Origin of the sequence: Thermocatellispora tengchongensis, from assembly GCF_014202315.1 — a bacterium.
Lineage (GTDB): Bacteria > Actinomycetota > Actinomycetes > Streptosporangiales > Streptosporangiaceae > Thermocatellispora > Thermocatellispora tengchongensis.
The window spans coordinates 101,466-118,471 of sequence record NZ_JACHGN010000021.1; the positions used below are offsets into that span (position 1 = coordinate 101,466).

The 17,006-nt window shown below is 71.1% G+C and carries 13 protein-coding genes; 7 read left to right on the top strand and 6 right to left on the bottom strand.

The genetic code is table 11. The features are described 5' to 3' along the window. The first annotated feature begins 3 nt into the window (after positions 1-3). The 5 genes from HNP84_RS38330 (at position 4) to HNP84_RS38350 (ending at position 4,729) form a co-directional block, all read left to right on the top strand. Positions 4-1,689, top strand: coding sequence for an ABC transporter permease subunit (locus HNP84_RS38330; RefSeq protein WP_376772022.1), 1,686 nt, complete (start codon positions 4-6; stop codon positions 1,687-1,689). After that, a complete protein-coding gene (locus HNP84_RS38335; RefSeq protein WP_185055026.1) occupies positions 1,689-2,588 on the top strand; it encodes a carbohydrate ABC transporter permease in 900 nt (299 codons plus the stop codon). The genes HNP84_RS38330 and HNP84_RS38335 overlap by 1 nt, the downstream gene beginning before the upstream one ends. Positions 2,589-3,324: 736 nt before the next feature. Then, on the top strand, positions 3,325-4,002 hold the full coding sequence (locus HNP84_RS38340; protein ID WP_185054936.1) for a uracil-DNA glycosylase: 678 nt from the start codon (positions 3,325-3,327) through the stop codon (positions 4,000-4,002). Positions 4,003-4,021: 19 nt separating this feature from the next. Then, positions 4,022-4,372: a hypothetical protein gene (locus tag HNP84_RS38345; RefSeq protein ID WP_185054937.1), complete on the top strand. Its 351-nt coding sequence runs from the start codon at positions 4,022-4,024 to the stop codon at positions 4,370-4,372. Positions 4,373-4,435: 63 nt separating this feature from the next. After that, positions 4,436-4,729 (top strand): MTH1187 family thiamine-binding protein, encoded by a 294-nt coding sequence (locus HNP84_RS38350; RefSeq protein ID WP_185054938.1) that lies wholly within the window; start codon positions 4,436-4,438, stop codon positions 4,727-4,729. A gap of 277 nt (positions 4,730-5,006) precedes the next feature. Here the strand turns inward: HNP84_RS38350 and HNP84_RS38355 are convergent, their stop codons facing one another. Then, complete coding sequence (locus HNP84_RS38355) at positions 5,007-5,810, bottom strand: SAM-dependent methyltransferase (RefSeq protein ID WP_185054939.1); 804 nt, start codon at positions 5,808-5,810, stop codon at positions 5,007-5,009. Between the two features lie 169 nt (positions 5,811-5,979). Continuing rightward, positions 5,980-6,453: a MarR family winged helix-turn-helix transcriptional regulator gene (locus HNP84_RS38360; protein WP_185054940.1), complete on the bottom strand. Its 474-nt coding sequence runs from the start codon at positions 6,451-6,453 to the stop codon at positions 5,980-5,982. A 57-nt stretch (positions 6,454-6,510) separates the two neighbouring features. Here HNP84_RS38360 and HNP84_RS38365 point away from each other — a divergent pair, with 57 nt between their 5' ends. Next, a complete protein-coding gene (locus tag HNP84_RS38365; RefSeq protein WP_185054941.1) occupies positions 6,511-7,287 on the top strand; it encodes an alpha/beta fold hydrolase in 777 nt (258 codons plus the stop codon). A 768-nt stretch (positions 7,288-8,055) separates the two neighbouring features. On the opposite strand, the gene HNP84_RS55510 is transcribed toward HNP84_RS38365, so the two are convergent. Further along, positions 8,056-8,931, bottom strand: coding sequence for a hypothetical protein (locus HNP84_RS55510; RefSeq protein WP_185054942.1), 876 nt, complete (start codon positions 8,929-8,931; stop codon positions 8,056-8,058). Positions 8,932-9,301: 370 nt separating this feature from the next. On the opposite strand from HNP84_RS55510, the gene HNP84_RS38375 reads away from it, so the two are divergent. After that, positions 9,302-10,858 (top strand): choice-of-anchor I family protein, encoded by a 1,557-nt coding sequence (locus HNP84_RS38375; protein ID WP_185054943.1) that lies wholly within the window; start codon positions 9,302-9,304, stop codon positions 10,856-10,858. Here the strand turns inward: HNP84_RS38375 and treZ are convergent. From treZ to glgX, 3 genes are read right to left on the bottom strand one after another with little or no spacing between them, the layout of a single operon-like run. After that, entirely contained in the window at positions 10,855-12,600 is a 1,746-nt protein-coding gene (gene treZ, locus HNP84_RS38380) for a malto-oligosyltrehalose trehalohydrolase (protein ID WP_185054944.1), read from the bottom strand. The genes HNP84_RS38375 and treZ overlap by 4 nt on opposite strands. Further along, positions 12,593-14,806, bottom strand: coding sequence for a malto-oligosyltrehalose synthase (gene treY / locus HNP84_RS38385; protein WP_185054945.1), 2,214 nt, complete (start codon positions 14,804-14,806; stop codon positions 12,593-12,595). The genes treZ and treY overlap by 8 nt, the downstream gene beginning before the upstream one ends. Beyond that, on the bottom strand, positions 14,799-16,904 hold the full coding sequence (gene glgX / locus HNP84_RS38390) for a glycogen debranching protein GlgX (RefSeq protein ID WP_185054946.1): 2,106 nt from the start codon (positions 16,902-16,904) through the stop codon (positions 14,799-14,801). Before glgX ends, treY begins: the two co-directional genes overlap by 8 nt. Positions 16,905-17,006: the final 102 nt, after the last annotated feature.

Below are 17,006 nucleotides of genomic sequence, written 5' to 3' on the forward strand. Positions count from 1 at the left end.
GCCGTGACCGACCGGTTAGACGGCCCGCAGGAGCCGACCGGCGACGCCACCGTCGCCGGCGGCCCCTCCCCCGAGCCGCACCACCGCGACCACACCGCCACCGGCGCCCGGACCACCCGGACCGCCCGTGACGCCGGCGCCGAGGACGAGAATCGCGACGCCCCGCCCGCAGGCGGCGGGCGTAAGGGATCGGACGCGCCGCCCGAGCGCGACGCGCGTACGGGATCGGACACACCGCCCGCGCCCGGCGGGCGTACGGGGTCGGACACACCGTCCGAGCGCGACGCGCGTACGGGATCGGACACACCGCCCGCGCCCGGCGGGCGTACGGGGTCGGACGCGCCGTCGCCCCGGGTGGCGACGGGGGGACCCGCGGCGCCGACCGCGGCGTCCGCCAGGACCGCGCGCCTCGGCCCCTCGCCCCGGCTGGCGATCCTGTTCCTGCTGCCCGCGCTCATCCTGCTGGGCGCGATGGTGGTCTACCCGATCATCTACTCGATCTTCCGCAGCCTGTACGACGCGCCGGGCGACACCTTCGTCGGCCTGTCCAACTACGGCACGATCTTCAGCGACCCGTCCACGCTCACCACGATCAGGAACAACCTGATCTGGGTGGTGGTCGCGCCCATCCTGGTCACCACGCTGGGACTGATCTTCGCGGTGCTGACCGAGCGGATCAAATGGGCGACCGCGTTCAAGCTGATCGTGTTCATGCCGATGGCGGTCTCGCTGATGGCCTCCGGCGTGATCTTCCGCCTGGTGTACGACCAGGACCCGGACAAGGGCGTGGCCAACGCGGTGATCACCACCGTGCGCGACGTGTTCGGCTCCAGCACCGGCTACCCGGGCGCCAGGCCCAGGGAGAACGACCAGTCGCCGCTCGTGCAGAACGGCGCCGTGGTCACCCGGCAGGCCGTCCAGGCGGGTCAGCCCGTGGCGCTGCCCCTGGTCGGCATCCGCCCGGACGCCCTGCCCGACGACGCGGCACCGGCCAAGGCCCCGGCGCAGAGCGGCGGCGGCCTCGCGGGGACCGTGTGGCTGGACTTCGCGCCCGGCGGAGGCGGCCAGGCCGGCCAGGTCGATCCCAACGAGCGGGGCTTGCCCGGCGTCACGGTCGAGGCGCTGCAGAACGGGGCGGTCAAGGGCACGACCACGACCGCGGCCGACGGCAGCTTCAGCTTCACCGGGCTGCCCGCCGGCGAGTACACGCTGCGGCTGCCGCCGTCCAACTTCACCGCGCCGTTCAACGGCCTGTCCTGGCTGGGCCCGACGCTGATCACTCCGGCGATCATCGGGGCGTTCGTGTGGGTCTGGGCGGGCTTCGCCATGGTGCTGATCGCCGCCGGCCTCGCGTCGATCCCGCGCGACGCGCTTGAGGCGGCCCGCATCGACGGCGCCACGGAGTGGCAGGTGTTCCGCCGGATCACCGTGCCGCTGCTGTCGCCGGTGCTGCTCGTGGTCTTCGTCACGATGATCATCAACACGCTGAAGGTGTTCGACCTGGTCTTCGTGATCGCACCGGGCTCCGTGCAGCAGGAGGCCAACGTGATCGCGCTGGAGATGTGGCGGGTGTCCTTCGGCGGCGGCAACAACCAGGGCCTCGGCTCCGCGCTGGCGATCTTCCTGCTGGTGCTGGTGCTGCCGTTCATGATCCTCAACATCCGGCGGTTCAGGAGGGAGCAGCAATGATGACGACCGCGACCCTCGACAGGACCGTCGGACGGCAGGCGGGAGCACCGGCGCGCGGCGTCGTCGGCCGGGTGATCGACCGGGTCGGCGGCGGACTGGTGCAGACGCTGCTGATCCTGATCGCGCTCTTCTGGCTGGTGCCGACGCTGGGCCTGCTGGTCGTCTCGCTGCGCGGCGAGACGTACAACAACGCCTCCGGCTGGTGGACGGTGTTCACCGAGCCCGCCCAGCTCACCCTGGAGAACTACAGCAACCTGCTGGCGACCGGGTTCACCGCCTCGTTCTGGAACACCGTGTTCATCACCGTGCCGGCCACCGTGCTGGTGATCGGCATCGCGGCGATGGCGGCGTACGCGTTCGCGTGGATCGACTTCCGGGGCCGCGACGCGCTGTTCCTGGTCGTGGTCGGCCTGCTGGTCGTGCCGATCCAGATCGCGCTCATCCCGATCGCCAAGCTGTACGGCGCGCTGAACATCTTCGGCTCGATCGCGAGCGTGGTGCTGTTCCACGTCGCCTTCGGGCTCCCCTTCGCCATCTTCCTGCTGCGCAACTTCTTCGCCGGCATCCCCAGGGAACTGCTGGAGGCGGCGCGCATGGACGGCGCCGGGGAGTGGAAGATCTTCCTGACCGTGGTCTTCCCGCTGGCCAAGCCGGCGGTGGCCTCGCTGGGCATCTTCCAGTTCCTGTGGGTGTGGAACGACCTGCTCGTGGCCCTGGTCTTCGCCAACACGGACAACCAGCCGATGACCAAGGCCCTCCAGTCGCAGATGCGGCAGTTCGGCACCAACGTGGACATCCTCGCGCCGGGCGCCTTCCTGTCGCTGATCATCCCGCTGGTCCTGTTCTTCGCCTTCCAGCGCTACTTCGTGCAGGGCATGCTCGCGGGCTCGGTCAAATGAGCCCGCCGAGATGACCCTCGCGGCCGAGTGCCCGCCCCACGGGGGCAGGCGGGCACTCCAACGGCCGCACCACCAGCCGCGAGTTCGCCCCCACAAACCGGCTCCCGCACACCGCCGCCGTCGTCATCCCGGTGCGGCCGGACCTTCCGGCCGCCGCCGGGCTGACGCACGCAGGGCTCCTCACGACCTGGCACCACGCTCGCCATCACGGCGACCGCCTGGGCTGCGCCACCGATCCCCTCGTGACCGCATCCGCCGAGGGCCCCACGCCGCCTTTCTTCCAGCCCGTACGCGGCGCCGCGCCCCCGGCGGCGTCCTCGTGTCCGACGTGCGCCTGGCCGGGCCGAGCCCATGCCCGCGTGGCGTGCAGCGAGGCGGAGGACCGGGCCGTGGCTCTCCCGCGCCCGAGAGGACGCCGTACGGGCTGACCCGTGAGATGACCGCCTTCCGCGCCGCGCCGGCGCCCTCTGGCCCCGCTCCCCCGACGAGACCCACCACCTGCGCCTCTACACCACCGGCGAACTCACCGCCATCTCCACAGCGCGAGGCTCACCGCGATGGCAGCCTCCCCGCTACGGCCCCGCCACCCCGCGCCCGCCCGCAGCCAGCGTCACCACCCGCCCCCGCCCCCGCCACGGGTCACCCCCCCGGCTCCACGGAAACCCCATCTGTCGCGTTTGATCATTTTTCCGGTAGTCGGCGCGGCTGTCGGTGCGGGCCACTAGAGTTTCGGACCATGGTCGCACGTCCGTTGCACGAAGTCGTCGAAGCAGGTTGGGCCGCCGCTTTGGCCCCCGTCGCCGAGCAGATCGCCGCGTGTGGCGAGTTCCTGCGCCAGGAGATCGCCGCCGGCAGGCAGTACCTCCCCGCCGGAGCCAATGTGCTCCGCGCCTTCCAGCAACCGTTCGACGAGGTCAAAGTGCTGATCGTCGGCCAGGACCCGTACCCGACGCCGGGTCACCCGGTCGGGCTGAGCTTCTCGGTGGCGCCCGACGTGCGCCCGCTGCCGGGAAGCCTGGTCAACATCTTCAAGGAGCTGATGGAGGACCTCGACCTGCCCAAGCCGAGCAACGGCGACCTGACCCCGTGGACCGAGCAGGGCGTGCTGCTGCTCAACCGGGTGCTCACGGTCATGCCCGGCAAGCCCGCCTCGCACCGGGGCAAGGGCTGGGAGCAGGTCACCGAGCAGGCGATCAAGGCGCTCGTCGCCCGTGACAAGCCGCTCGTGGCCATCCTGTGGGGCCGTGACGCCCGCAATCTGCGTCCGATGCTCGGTCAGTATCCGGCGATCGAGTCGGCGCACCCAAGCCCTCTGTCCGCGCGCAGCGGCTTCTTCGGCTCCCGTCCCTTCAGCCGGGCCAACGAGCTTCTGGAGCGGCAGGGGGCCACACCGGTGGAGTGGAAGCTCCCCTGAGCCTGCGAGGATATTCACTATGAGCGACGAGTCCGACGGCGAGCGTTTCCTGCGCATCGCCGTGGAGCTGACCGTCGAGGTGCTCGACGTCGCCGCGCTACAGGCGGCGGCGCTGGCCGAGATCCGCAACCCCGAGACCGAACTGGACGACGACGAACGCCTGGAGCAGGCGGAGCTGGTCCGCAGCGACGAGACCGGCGCCACCGCCCTGCAGTGGCTGATCGACCCCGAGCACGTGGTGGGCCTGGTCGAGCACATCACCGAGGTCGAGCCCCGCGAGGCCATGCTGGGCGTGGAGCCCTCCGACGGCCCCGACGACGACGCCGAACACGCCCACGACCACGACGACGACCACCCCCACGACAACTGAGCGCATCCGACTCCGGGCACAATCGGCGATGAGCCGAAGATCCATCGCCGATTGGAGCCAGTCATGATCGTCGCATTCTCGGTGACCCCGCTCGGCGTGGGCGAGGCCGTCGCCGAGCCCGTCGCCAGGGCGGTCAAGGTCGTGCGCGACAGCGGCCTGCCCAACCGCACCGACGCCATGTTCACCACCCTCGAAGGCGAGTGGGACGAGGTGATGGACGTGGTCAAGCGGGCCGTGGAGGCCGTCGCCGAGGTCGCCCCCCGGGTCAGCCTGGTGCTCAAGGCCGACATCCGCGAGGGCGTCACCGACGGCATGACCGCCAAGCTGGAGTCCCTGGAACGACACCTCGGCTCCTGAGCACAGCCAGGCGGCGGAACCCCGTACGCGGCGGCCGAACTCCCGGACTCACCATGGCCGCCCGCTTCGGCGTACGCACCCACTTCCCGCCGCCCCCGCTGCGCCCTGGCGCCCAGGGGCGAAAGGCCCAGCGCACGCCACGAAACCTGATACGCACAGCCGACCCGGAACCTGATGCGCTCAGCCGACCCAAACCTGTGCGCACAACCGACCCGCCGCACCCGCGAACCCACCCCCACCTCGGCACGCACCGAGCAAAGGTGCGGCAGTGCGGCGGTCAGGGCTTGCGGGCCAGGCCGCCCCAGCCGAGCATGGCGAACTCGCGCTGGAGGTGGGAGGAGATGAAGGCGTCGGTGTCGAGGAACTCGAAGTCACCGAAGAAGCGCTTGATCTCCGAGACCGTGCGCGGGAACAGGGCCGCGTTGGAGTGCTCGTAGACCTCGGTCAGCTTGCCGGTGTCGTCGCTGCGCGACTCGCCCGCGGTCATGTGGCTGATGGCCAGGTAACTGCCGGGGGCCATCATCTCGCGGAGCTTGGCCACCTGGTCGTACGGGTCGGGGATGAAGTGCAGCATCGCCATGAGCAGCACCGCCACCGGCTTGCCGGGGTCGATCAGACCTCCGGCGACCGCCTGCTCCCAGATCTCCTCGGGGCGGAGCAGGTCGCCTTCGACGATGGCCACCGTGGGCGAGTTGGCCAGCAGCGCCCGCCCGTGCACGCAGACGACCGGGTCGTTGTCCACGTAGACCACCCGCGCGTCGGGCGCGATCGAATGGGCCACTTCGTGCACGTTGCTCTGCGTGGGCAGCCCGGCCCCGATATCGATGAACTGCCGGATGCCGGCCTCACCCGCCAGGTGGCGTACCACGTTGCCCAGGAACTCCCGGTTGTGCCGGACACCGTCGCGGGACTCGGGGAACGCCTTGATGATCTGCTCGGCCGCCTCGCGGTCGGCGGCGAAGTTGTCCTTGCCTCCGAGCATGTAGTCGTAGATGCGGGCCACGTTGGGGACCTTGCTGTCCACCCCGGTGGGGACGCGCTCCGCTTCACGCTCGCCTTCAGTGGGGGTGTGCTCGCCCATGACCCTCCCTCGCCGACGGCCACCGCGTCCACCTCCCGGCTGGGCCCCGCCCATCCGGTCGGCTCTTCCTCCTCGCGCCGCGAGCGTACCGCAGCCGACCGACACAATCCCGGCATTTGTGACACACGACTCCACTCCCGGCCGATCCTGTCCGGTGCGGCACACCAGCTCAGTCCACCTCGACGTGGTCGAGGAAGTGGAGGAGGTGCGACAGGACCCGGATGCAGGCGGCGACCTCGGCTTCGGTGAGGTCACCGGCGGCCTGGCCCAGCACTGCGCGCTCGCGGTCGGCGACGGCGGTGATGGCGATCCGGCCCTGCTCGGTCAGGCGGATCAGGGAGGACCTCTTGTGCGCCGGGTTGGGGACGGACTCGACCAACCCGCGTGCGGCCGCGTCGTTGATCATGCGCTGGACGAACTGGCGGCTCAGCGCCTGGGCGCGGCCCATCTGGGGGACGGTCATCGGCCCGTGCTCGCGGAGCATGGTGAGCACCGCGCGCACCCCCACTGAAAGCCCCTCGATCGGGGAGTCCAGCTCCACCTTGCGATAGGCACGCCGGTACAGCGGCCCCACCAGGTCGAACACCTCGGCGAGCCGGTCGGCCAACTCTGGGGCGGCCGGGCCGCCGTCTGTCTCACTCACCCCACCATGATGACACCTAGGTTGTCATCTTCGGCCAATAATGACACCTTAGTTGTCATGAAGGATCTGTTCTGGCTCGACACCGGCACCGGCCGTCCGCTCGTCCTGCTGCACGGCGGCTTCATGGACCACGGCATGTGGGACCCCCAGATCCCGGTCTTCGCCTCGCGCTACCGGGTCATCGCCCCCGACGCCCGGGGCCACGGCCGCTCCGCCAACCCCATCGAGCCGTACCGGCTCACCGACGACCTCGCCGCGCTGCTGCGCCACCTGAACACCGGGCCCGCGATCCTGGTGGGGGTCTCCATGGGCGCGGGCATCGCGGTGGACACCGCGCTGGAGCATCCGGACCTGGTCAGCGCCCTGGTCATCAGCGGGGCCGGCACCAGCGAGCCGTACTTCGACGACCCCTGGACGACCCAGGCCCTGGCCGCATGGCGCTCGGCGATGGCCTCCGGCGATCTGGACGCCTCGGTCGAGAGGTTCATGCTCCTCGCCGCAGGCCCGCATCGCACCCTCGACGACCTCGACCCGGACGTCTTGAGCCACCTGCGCCGGATGACCCGGACCACCATGTCCAAACACACCACCGACGAACCCGACCTGCTCGTCCCAGTGCGCGACACCTGGGCCCGCGCCGCCGGCATCGAGGTCCCCGTACTGGCCGTCAACGGCGCCCTCGACTCCCCCGACCACATAGGCATGGCCGAACGCCTCACCCGCACTGTGCCCAACGGCCACGCGATCTCAATCGACGGCGCCGCCCACTACCCCAACCTGGAGCGCCCGGACGCCTTCAACAAGATCGTGGAAGACTTCGCCCGCGACGTGTGATCGCCCTGGCGGGAGAGAGCTGCCCGAGCCGGGAGCGTCCGGGCAACGGTGCGTCTTCCTTGCGCGCAAGGCGGGTGGGGTAGGTGCCGGAACCTGCGGCAACGCCATACCCTCCCGCCGCCGCCTCCTCCCGAACGGGGCACACGGGTGTGTCCGTGTTCGGGAGGGGGCGGTGGGAGGGCGTCGCGTACGCGCAGGTTCCGTCACCCGCCCCCATCCCGCCTTGCGCAAGATCCACCATTGCCCGGACGTCCCGGGCACACCTGGACACACCCCTCGGGGTCAGGGGGTGGCAGTCGGAGGCGGGGATGTCCTGGTCCAGAGGGTGGCGGCCCGAGACGGGCATGACCTGGCCCAGCAGGTGACCGCCCCAGACGGGCACGCCCCGGTTCAGGGGGTGGCGGCCCGACGCCGGGATGACCTGGCCCAGAAGGTAGCGGCCCGAGACAGGAACGTCCTGGTCCAGGGGGTGGCGGCCGGACGCCGGGATGACCTGGCCCAGAAGGTGGCGGCCCAAGGCGGGCATGCCCTGGCCCAGAAGGTGGCGGCCCGAGACGGGCATGCCCTGGCCCAGAAGGTGGCGGCCCGAGACGGGCATGCCCTGGCCCAGGGGATGGCGGCCCGAGACGGGCATGCCCTGGCCCAGGGGATGGCGGCCCGAGACGGGCATGCCCTGGCCCAGGGGATGGCGGCCCGAGGCGGGCATGCCCTGGGGATCCGTCCTACGCCTCCCTGTACGCCCCTGCTGTGTGTGCAGGCGGGGAGGCATCAGGCGGCCTCCTGGGTGGTTTGGGGGGTGGGGCAGAGGGCGGCGGGGAGGTGAGAAATGCGGGCCGGTGTGGGGAGTGGGCGGGTGGGGGTGGGGACCTTGGCGCAGGCGGTATCGGCCGGAGGGCCGAGGGGGTGGACGGTGAGGGTGGGGGCGGGAGTGGGGTGGCCGGGTTGCCAGCGGAGGGTGAACTCCATGCCGTCTATACGCAGGGAGTCGTCGATCGTACGGGTCGGTGCTAGCGGGTGGTCGCGGAGGAAGGCCAGGTGGGCGGTCAGGAGGCGGTCGGCCACCAGGCGGGCGCCCGTGACCGTGCACAGGGTGTGGCCGCATGCCGCGGCGGCCATGACGATCTCGGGCATGCCGAACCTGCGCAGGCCGCGGCCGGCCACGGTGCCCTGGGGGCCGGGGCGCCAGCCGATCCAGTCGTCGGTGACCGTGAAGTCGGGGCGTTCGCCGGCGCAGTCGGTGCAGTGGAAGACGACCGCGCCGGTGAGGGGATCGACCACCACGCCGTCGCACTCCGTGGCCAGGGCGCGGGCCGCCGCTCGTGCGGTGGGGGCCACGTCCACCTGGTCGGCGGGCGCGGCCGTGGCGGTGACCACGATGTGGTGCGCGGCCCGGCGTACGCGGTCGCGTTCGGGGCCCTCCTCGCCTGCGGCGCCCAGCATGGCGTGCACCTGCCGCCACGGTGAGTCCTTCGCCCGGCGGCGGGACAGGCGGAGGCGGTCGGAGCCGAGCCACTCGGCGGCGCAACGGCGGTGCGGACGGCACATCCGCCAGGGCACGACGGAGCCCAGACCTGACGGGACCCGGTCTATGGCGACCACGAATATCGAGGTGGTCTGGCGGGGCACGGCGAATGTGAGCTGCATTGAGCCCTCCTAGGCGGTGCGGCTTGCGGAAATCTCGGGAGTGTGGGTTTCCTTGCGCGGCGGCTCTCTTGTGGAGCAGCTTGCGCCGAGTCGAGGGCGCCTGGTTGGACCGAACGCGGTTCTGTGGATGGCGGGAGAGCCTGCCGCGATGCTGTGGATAAGTGCGGCGGAGTGCCTACGGCACGCGGAGGCGGCACACGTGTTTCGTACGACGGTATGCGGGCGGGGCTGCGGTGGGGACTGCGGTGGGGAGGGCGGCGTATCTGCGGGGCGTCGCGGAGAGTGGGGCAATGTAGTGGATTTGTGGGGTTAACGGGGTGGTCACGCCTTAGGCAGCGGCAAGTCATGGAATTTCGTGACACTCCGTCGCATGCGTATCTCCACCCCGTTCCGCGTCGGCGCGGTCACCCTGGCGTTGTCGGCGTTGTTGCCCGCCGGTGTCGCCTTCGGGCAGGCTCGGCCTGCTGGTATTGAGTTGTCGTTGCTCGGCCGGTATTCGGCCGGGGCCGTCGGTGTCGGTGCGGCGGAGATCACGGCGTACGATCCGAAGACCCGGCGGGTCTTCGTGGTGAACGCGGAGCAGGGCACGGTGGACGTGCTGGACATCGGCGATCCGCGTGACCCTCGGAAGATCATCACGCTGGCGACGCCCGGGGCGAACAGTGTGGCGGTGCACGGTGGGCTGGTGGCGGTCGCGCAGCAGGCGGAGGACAAGACCGCGCCCGGCAGTGTCGCGTTCTTCGACGCGCGCAGCGGGAAGAAGAAGGGGCAGGTCACGGTGGGGGCGCTGCCCGACATGCTGGCCTTCTCCCCCGACGGCCGGTACGTCGTGGTGGCCAACGAGGGCGAGGCCGCCTCCTACTGCGCCGGGGCCGTGAACGATCCGGAGGGGTCGGTCGCGGTGATCGACGTGCGGCGGGGCACCGTGCGTACGGCGACGTTCCGGGCCTGGAACGGCAAGGAGGACGAGCTGCGCGCGAAGGGCGTGCGGATCAGCGGGCCGGGCGCGAGCGCGAGCCGGGACCTGGAGCCGGAGTACGTCACCGTCGAGGGCGGGACCGCCTGGGTGACGCTGCAGGAGAACAACGCGCTGGCCGTCGTGGACCTGAAGCGGGCCGCGGTCGTGGGCATCGTGCCGCTGGGGCTGAAGGACCACGCGCGCGCAGGCATCGACGCCTCCGACCGCGACGGGAAGATCGACATCCGGCCCCGGCCGGTCAAGGGCGTGTACATGCCCGACTCGATCGCCGACTTCCGCGCCCGCGGGCGTACGTACCTCGTCACCGCGAACGAGGGCGACAGCCGCGACTGGGACTGCCACTCCGACGAGGTGCGGGTGAAGGACGTCCAACTGGCGCCGGAGAGGTTCCCGGACGCGGCCACGCTCAAGAAGGACTCCGAGCTGGGGCGGCTCACCGTCCTGGCGGACTCGCCGAAGGACGCGAACGGCGCCTACACCGACCTGTACGCCTTCGGCGCCCGCTCGGTGTCGATCCGCACGACCTCCGGTGAGCTGGTGTGGGACTCCGGCGACGAACTGGAGCGGCTCGTCGCGCAGGAGCTTCCCGAGCAGTTCAACTCCGACAACGAGGAGAACGACTCCTTCGACTCGCGCAGCGACAACAAGGGCCCCGAGCCCGAGGGCGTGACGGTCGGGTCGGTGCGCGGGCGTACCTACGCCTTCGCGGGGCTGGAGCGGGTGGGCGGCGTCGTCGCCTACGACGTGAGCGACCCGCGTGCGCCGCGCCTGGCCGGCTACGTGAACACCCGGGACTTCGCCGGCTCGGTGGAGGACGGCACGGCGGGCGACGTCGGACCGGAGGGCGTGCTGTTCATCGACGCCCACGACAGCCCGACGCGTACGCCGCTGCTGGTGGTCGGCAACGAGGTGAGCGGCACCACGGCCGTGTACGAGGTGCGTTCCTAGCCCTGGTTCACTCTGAGAACGGCCAGCGATCTGGGCGGCAGGAGCAGGCGGTCGCCGTCCAGGATGATGTCCTCGTCGGAGCCGAGCAGGACCTTGGCCGGCGCGATGGGCACCGTCGCGCGGGCCGGGCCCAGGTTGGCCGCGACGCGCAGCGACCCCCGGTGGACGACCAGCCACCGGGCGGTCTCGTCGTAGTCGACGTGGACCCGGTCGAGGCGGGGGTCGGTCAGCTCGGGCAGGACCTTGCGCAGCGCGATCAGGTCGCGGTACCAGTTCAGCAGCGAGCGGTGCGGCTCGCGGTCGAGCTCGCTCCAGTCGAGCTTGCTGCGCAGGAAGGTGGTCTTGTCCTGCGGGTCGGGGGCCTTGTCCGCCCAGTCGGGGTAGCCGTGGTCCACGAACTCGCGCCTGCGCCGGTCGGCCTCGCCCGCGGCCAGCTCGGGGTCCTCGTGGTCGGTGAAGAACAGGAACGGGGTGCGGGTGCCCCACTCCTCGCCCATGAACAGCATCGGCGTGAAGGGGCCGGTCAGCAGCAGGCCGGCCCCCACGCGGAGGAGTTCGGGGGGCAGGCGGTCGCCCTCGGCGCGGTTGCCGATCTGGTCGTGGTTCTGCAGGGCGCACACGAAGCGGTAGCCGGGCACGTGCCGGGCCGGACGGCCGTGGCTGCGGCCGCGGAAGGTCGAGTACGTGCCGTCGTGCAGGTAGGCCGAGGTGAGCACCTTGGCCAGGACCTCCAGCGAGCCGAAGTCGCAGTAGTAGCCGTGCCGCTCCCCGCTGAGCGCGGAGTGCAGGGCGTGGTGCACGTCGTCGTCCCAGACCGCGTCCAGGCCGTAGCCGCCGGACTCGCGCGGGGTGACCAGGCGGGGGTCGTTGAGGTCGGACTCGGCGATCAGGGTGAGGGGGCGGCCGAGGCTGGCCGCGAGGAGGTCCACCTCCACCGCCAGCTCTTCCAGGAAGTGCACGGCCCGCTTGTCGTGCAGCGCGTGCACGGCGTCCAGGCGCAGGCCGTCGATGTGGTAGTCGCGCAGCCATTGCAGGGCGTTGCCGATGAAGTAGCGGCGCACCTCGTCGGAGCCGGGCGCGTCGAGGTTCACCGCCTGGCCCCAGAAGCTGCCCAGGCCCTCGTGGAAGTACGGGCCGAAGGGGTGCAGGAAGTTGCCGGAGGGGCCCAGGTGGTTGTAGACGACGTCCAGGATCACGCCCAGGCCCGCGGCGTGGCAGGCGTCCACGAAGACCTTCAGGCCGTCGGGCCCGCCGTAGTTCTCGGTGACGGCGTAGAGGTCCACGCCGTCGTAGCCCCAGTTGTGCCGTCCGGGGACCGGCGCGACCGGCATCACCTCGACGAAGTCCACGCCGAGCTGGACGAGGTGGTCCAGGCGGGCCGCGGCCGACTCGAAGGTGCCCTCGGGGGTGAAGGTGCCGACGTGCATCTCGTAGATGACCGAGCCGCGCAGGTCGCGCCCGTGCCAGTCGTGGTCGCTCCAGGTGAACCGGCCGTGGTCGTAGACGCGGCTGGGCCCGAACACGCCGTACGGCTGGCGCCGGGTGCGCGGGTCGGGGCGCGGCTCGCCGCCGTCCACCCGGAACGCGTAGTCGGTGCCGTGGTCCACGCCCTCGATCTCGGCGGTCCACCAGCCGCCCCGCGCCGGCCGCATGGGATGCCGGACGCCGTCGATCTCGACCTCCATGGTGGTGGCGGCCGGCGCCCACACCTCGAACAGGTTCGGTGTCCACGCGTTAGGCATCTCGGGGGGCATCCCTTTCCAGTAGTGCGACCGGGTACCGGGACAGCAGGTGGGCGAGGGGGAGCCGCCCGGTGTGCACGCAACCGGTGAGCAGGTCGTGCCACCGGCCGGGCGGGAGCATGATCGTGGTGCCGCGCCAGCCGCCCTCGCGCTCCAGGCGCACCGGGAGGCGGGTGGCGACCGCGACGGCCCGCTCGTCGCCGCGGAAGAAGGCGATCACATGCCCGGCGGCGGGGCCGTCGGCCTCCAACGGCTCGTACGCCGCGCCGGGCCCGAGCCTGCGGCGCACGGCCAGCGCCGCCTTGGTGAGCCGCAGCTTGGCGGAGTCCCATTCGGTGACCGGCTCGCACGGGTAGCGCACCGGGCGCCGGTTGTCCGGATCGACGAGGGAGAAGTCGGTGATCTCGTTGCCCTGGTACAGGTCGGGCACGCCGGGCATCATGAGCTGGACGATCTTCTGCCCGAGCGAGTTGGACATCGCGTACGGCTCGATGGCCGCGGTGAACGCCGCCACCGACTCGCCGCACTCCTCGATGGCGCGGGCGGCGAAGTCGCGGATGCCGCGCTCGTAGTCGGGGTCGCCGGACATCCAGGAGATCGCGGTCTTGGCCTCGCGGGCGGCCTTGAGCAGGTACGCGGCGAAGCGCTCGGCGTCGATCGGCCAGGCGCCCATGAGGTTCTGCCAGGCGAGGTAGTCCAGCGCGGGATCGAAGGCGACCCGGGCCGACCACGCGGTGACCGCCTCGCGCCACTCCGCGTGCATCTCCGACAGGACCGCGAGGCGGGCGCGTACGTCCTCCGAGCGCTTGGTGTCGTGGGTGGACAGGGTGGTCATGGACGCGGGCGGCATGGCGTCGCAGTAGTCGTGGAAGTCGGCGACCGGCAGCCCGAAGTGGTCGGGCTCGCCGCCGACCTCGTTCAGGCAGGCGAGGGGGTACCAGCGGTAGAGCGCGGTGTCCTCCACGCCCTTGGCCATCACCGGCCCGCAGGTCTGCTGGAAGCGCACCACGGCCTCGGCCGGGCCGTACAGCACGCGACGCTCGACCTCGCTCACGGCCTCCCGGTCGCCGAGGCGGGCCGCCGCCTTGCGCGCGGCCACCTCGACCAGGCCGGCCGACTCCTCCGGCACCGGCTCCCCCGGCACCACGTACGCCCGGTAGACCGGCATCGCGGCCAGCAGCTCGACCAGGGCCGGGCGCAGCTCCGGCCGGCCCCCGATCGCGGCCAGCAGCCGGTCCACCTCGGAGGTGAAGAACAGGTCCAGCACGTGCCGCTTGGAGGTGTAGGTGACCTCGGCGTAGTCGTGCGGCATGCCGGTCTGGCGCACGAACAGGTCGATGAGGGGTTCGCGCCCGGCCGGGTCCACGAACAGGCCGGTGATACGGTTCAGCGCGTCGTAGCCGGTGGTGCCGGCGCAGGGCCAGTCGTCCGGCAGCAGCTCCGGGCCGACCAGGATCTTCTCCGCGACCGTCCACACCCCGCCCGTACGCTCCGAGAGCCGGGCGAGGTAGCCGCGCGGGTCGGCCAGCCCGTCGGGGTGGTCCACCCGCAGCCCGGCCACGATGCCCTCCTCGACCAGCGACAGGATGACCTGGTGGGTGGCCTCGAACACCTCCGGGTCCTCCACGCGCAGCCCGATCAGGGAGGAGACGTCGAAGAAGCGCCGGTAGCCGGGGCCCTCGCGGAAGCTCACCAGGCGGTAGTGGTCGTCGGGCAGCGGGAACTCGTGGTCGTGGTAGCGCAGCACGTCGCCGTCGGCACGCACGGCGTCGGGCCCGTCGTCGCCGAGCACCGGCATGGCCATCTTGCCGTCGCGCCAGTCGATGTCGAACCAGCGCGCGTACGGCGACTTCGGCCCGTCGCGCAGCACCCCCCACAGCGCCGCGTTGCCCGACTCCGGCACCGGGACGGTCATGTGGTTGGGCACGATGTCCAGCACGATGCGCAGGTCGTGCGCGGCCAGCCGCTCGGCCATGGCGCGCAGGCCCTTGATCCCGCCGAACTCCTCGCGCACCCGCGAGTGGTCGGTCACGTCGTAGCCGTGCCGCGACTCGGGCACGGCCTGGAGGATCGGCGACAGGTAGACGTGGGTGACGCCGAGATCGCGCAGGTACGGCGCCAGCTCCGCCACGTCGTCGAAGCCGAAGTCGGGGGTGAGCTGGAGCCGGTAGGTGGAGATCGGCGGGGCGTAGGCATCCTCAGACACGGCGCAGCACCCGCACCGAACGGCCGGCCACGGCCACGCCCTCTCCGGCCCGGCACGCCCGGGTATCCAGCGTTATCGGCATCGCCGTGTCGATCTCGGTCAGCCACATGTCGCCGTACCCCTCCGGAATCGTGAACCTGATGACCTCGTGGTGTGCGTTGAACAGCAACAGGAAAGAGTTGTCGGAGATGCGCCGGCCGCGCCGGTCGGGCTCGGTGATCGCGTCGCCGTTGAGGAAGACGGCCAGCGACTTGGCGTAGCCGACCTTCCAGTCGGCGTCGGTCATCTTCTCCCCCGCCGGGGTGAGCCAGGCGATGTCGCTCAGCCCGTCCTCCGAGCCGCGTACGGGACGGCCGTAGAAGAACCGCCTGCGCCGGAAGACCGGGTGCTCGCGGCGCAGCCTGGCCAGGCTCTTGGTGAACTCCAGCAGCAGCCAGTTCTCCTTCACATCCGACCAGTCCACCCAACTGATCTCGTTGTCCTGGCAGTAGGCGTTGTTGTTGCCGCGCTGGGTGCGGCCCAGCTCGTCGCCGTGCGAGAGCATCGGCACGCCCTGCGACAGGAACAGCGTGGTCAGGAAGTTGCGCTTTTGCTGCTCGCGCAGCGACTCGATGGCCAGTGACGCCGGCCCCTCCACGCCGCAGTTCCAGGACCGGTTGTCGTCGGTGCCGTCGCGCCCGCCCTCGCCGTTGGCCGCGTTGTGCTTTTCGTTGTACGACACCAGGTCGCGCAGGGTGAACCCGTCGTGGCAGGTGACGAAGTTGATCGAGGCGGCGGGACGGCGGCTGTCGTCCTGGTACAGGTCGCTGGAGCCGGTCAGCCGGGAGGCGAACTCGGGCAGCGCGGCCGGCTGCCCGCGCCACAGGTCGCGGATGGTGTCGCGGTAGCGGCCGTTCCACTCGGTCCAGCGGGCCGGGAAGTTGCCCACCTGGTAGCCGCCGGGGCCGACGTCCCACGGCTCGGCGATCAGCTTGACCTGCGACAGCACCGGGTCCTGCTGCACCAGGTCGAAGAACGCGCTCAGCCGGTCCACCTCGTGCAGCTCGCGGGCCAGGGTGGCGGCCAGGTCGAACCGGAAGCCGTCCACGTGCATCTCGGTGACCCAGTACCGCAGCGAGTCCATGATCATCTGCAGTACGTGCGGCGAGCGCATCAGCAGGCTGTTGCCGGTGCCGGTGGTGTCCATGTAGTAGCGCGGGTCGTCCTCGACCAGCCGGTAGTAGTCGGCGTTGTCGATCCCGCGGAAGCTCAGGGTCGGGCCCAGGTGGGAGCCCTCGGCGGTGTGGTTGTAGACGACGTCGAGGATCACCTCGATGCCGGCCTCGTGCAGCGCCTTGACCATGGCCTTGAACTCCAGCACCTGGCCGCCGCGCTGGCCGGTGGAGGAGTAGGCGTTGTGCGGGGCGAAGAACCCGATGGTGTTGTAGCCCCAGTAGTTGGTCAGCCCCCGCTCCACCAGCACCTGGTCGGTGACGAACTGGTGCACCGGCATCAGCTCGATCGCGGTCACGCCCAGCCCGGTCAGGTGGTCGATGATCTCGGGGTGGCCGAGCGCCGCGTACGTGCCGCGGATGCGCTCGGGGATCTTGGGGTGCTTGATGGTCAGGCCGCGGACGTGCGCCTCGTAGATCACGGTGTCGTGGTACGGCGTCGCCGGCGGGCGGTCGTGGCCCCAGCCGAAGAACGGGTTGATCACGATCGAGCGCGGCACGTACGGCGCGGAGTCCTCGTCGTTGCGGCTGTCGGGCTGGCCGAAGTTGTAGCCGTAGACGGCCTGGTTCCAGGTCACCTCGCCCTCGATCGCCTTGGCGTAGGGATCGAGCAGCAGCTTGGCGGGGTTGCAGCGCCGGCCGCGGGCGGGGTCGTACGGGCCGTGGACCCGGTAGCCGTAGCGCTGGCCGGGGCCGATGCCGGGCAGGTACGCGTGCCAGACGAAGCCCTCGCACTCGGTGAACTCCACCCGGCTCTCTTTGCCGTCCTCATCGAACAGGCACAGCTCCACCTTCTCCGCCGCCTCGGAGTAGAGCGCGAAGTTCGTGCCCGCGCCGTCGTACGTGGCGCCGAGCGGGTAGGGGTCGCCCGGCCAGATCTCCGTCATCACACCGCCTTTCGACCCCGTGTTTCCCGCCTTACCCCGGCCAGGGGCGTCAGCGGTGTGGGGTTATGCCCATACTTTCCACCCCCCATGCCTTCCGGCACA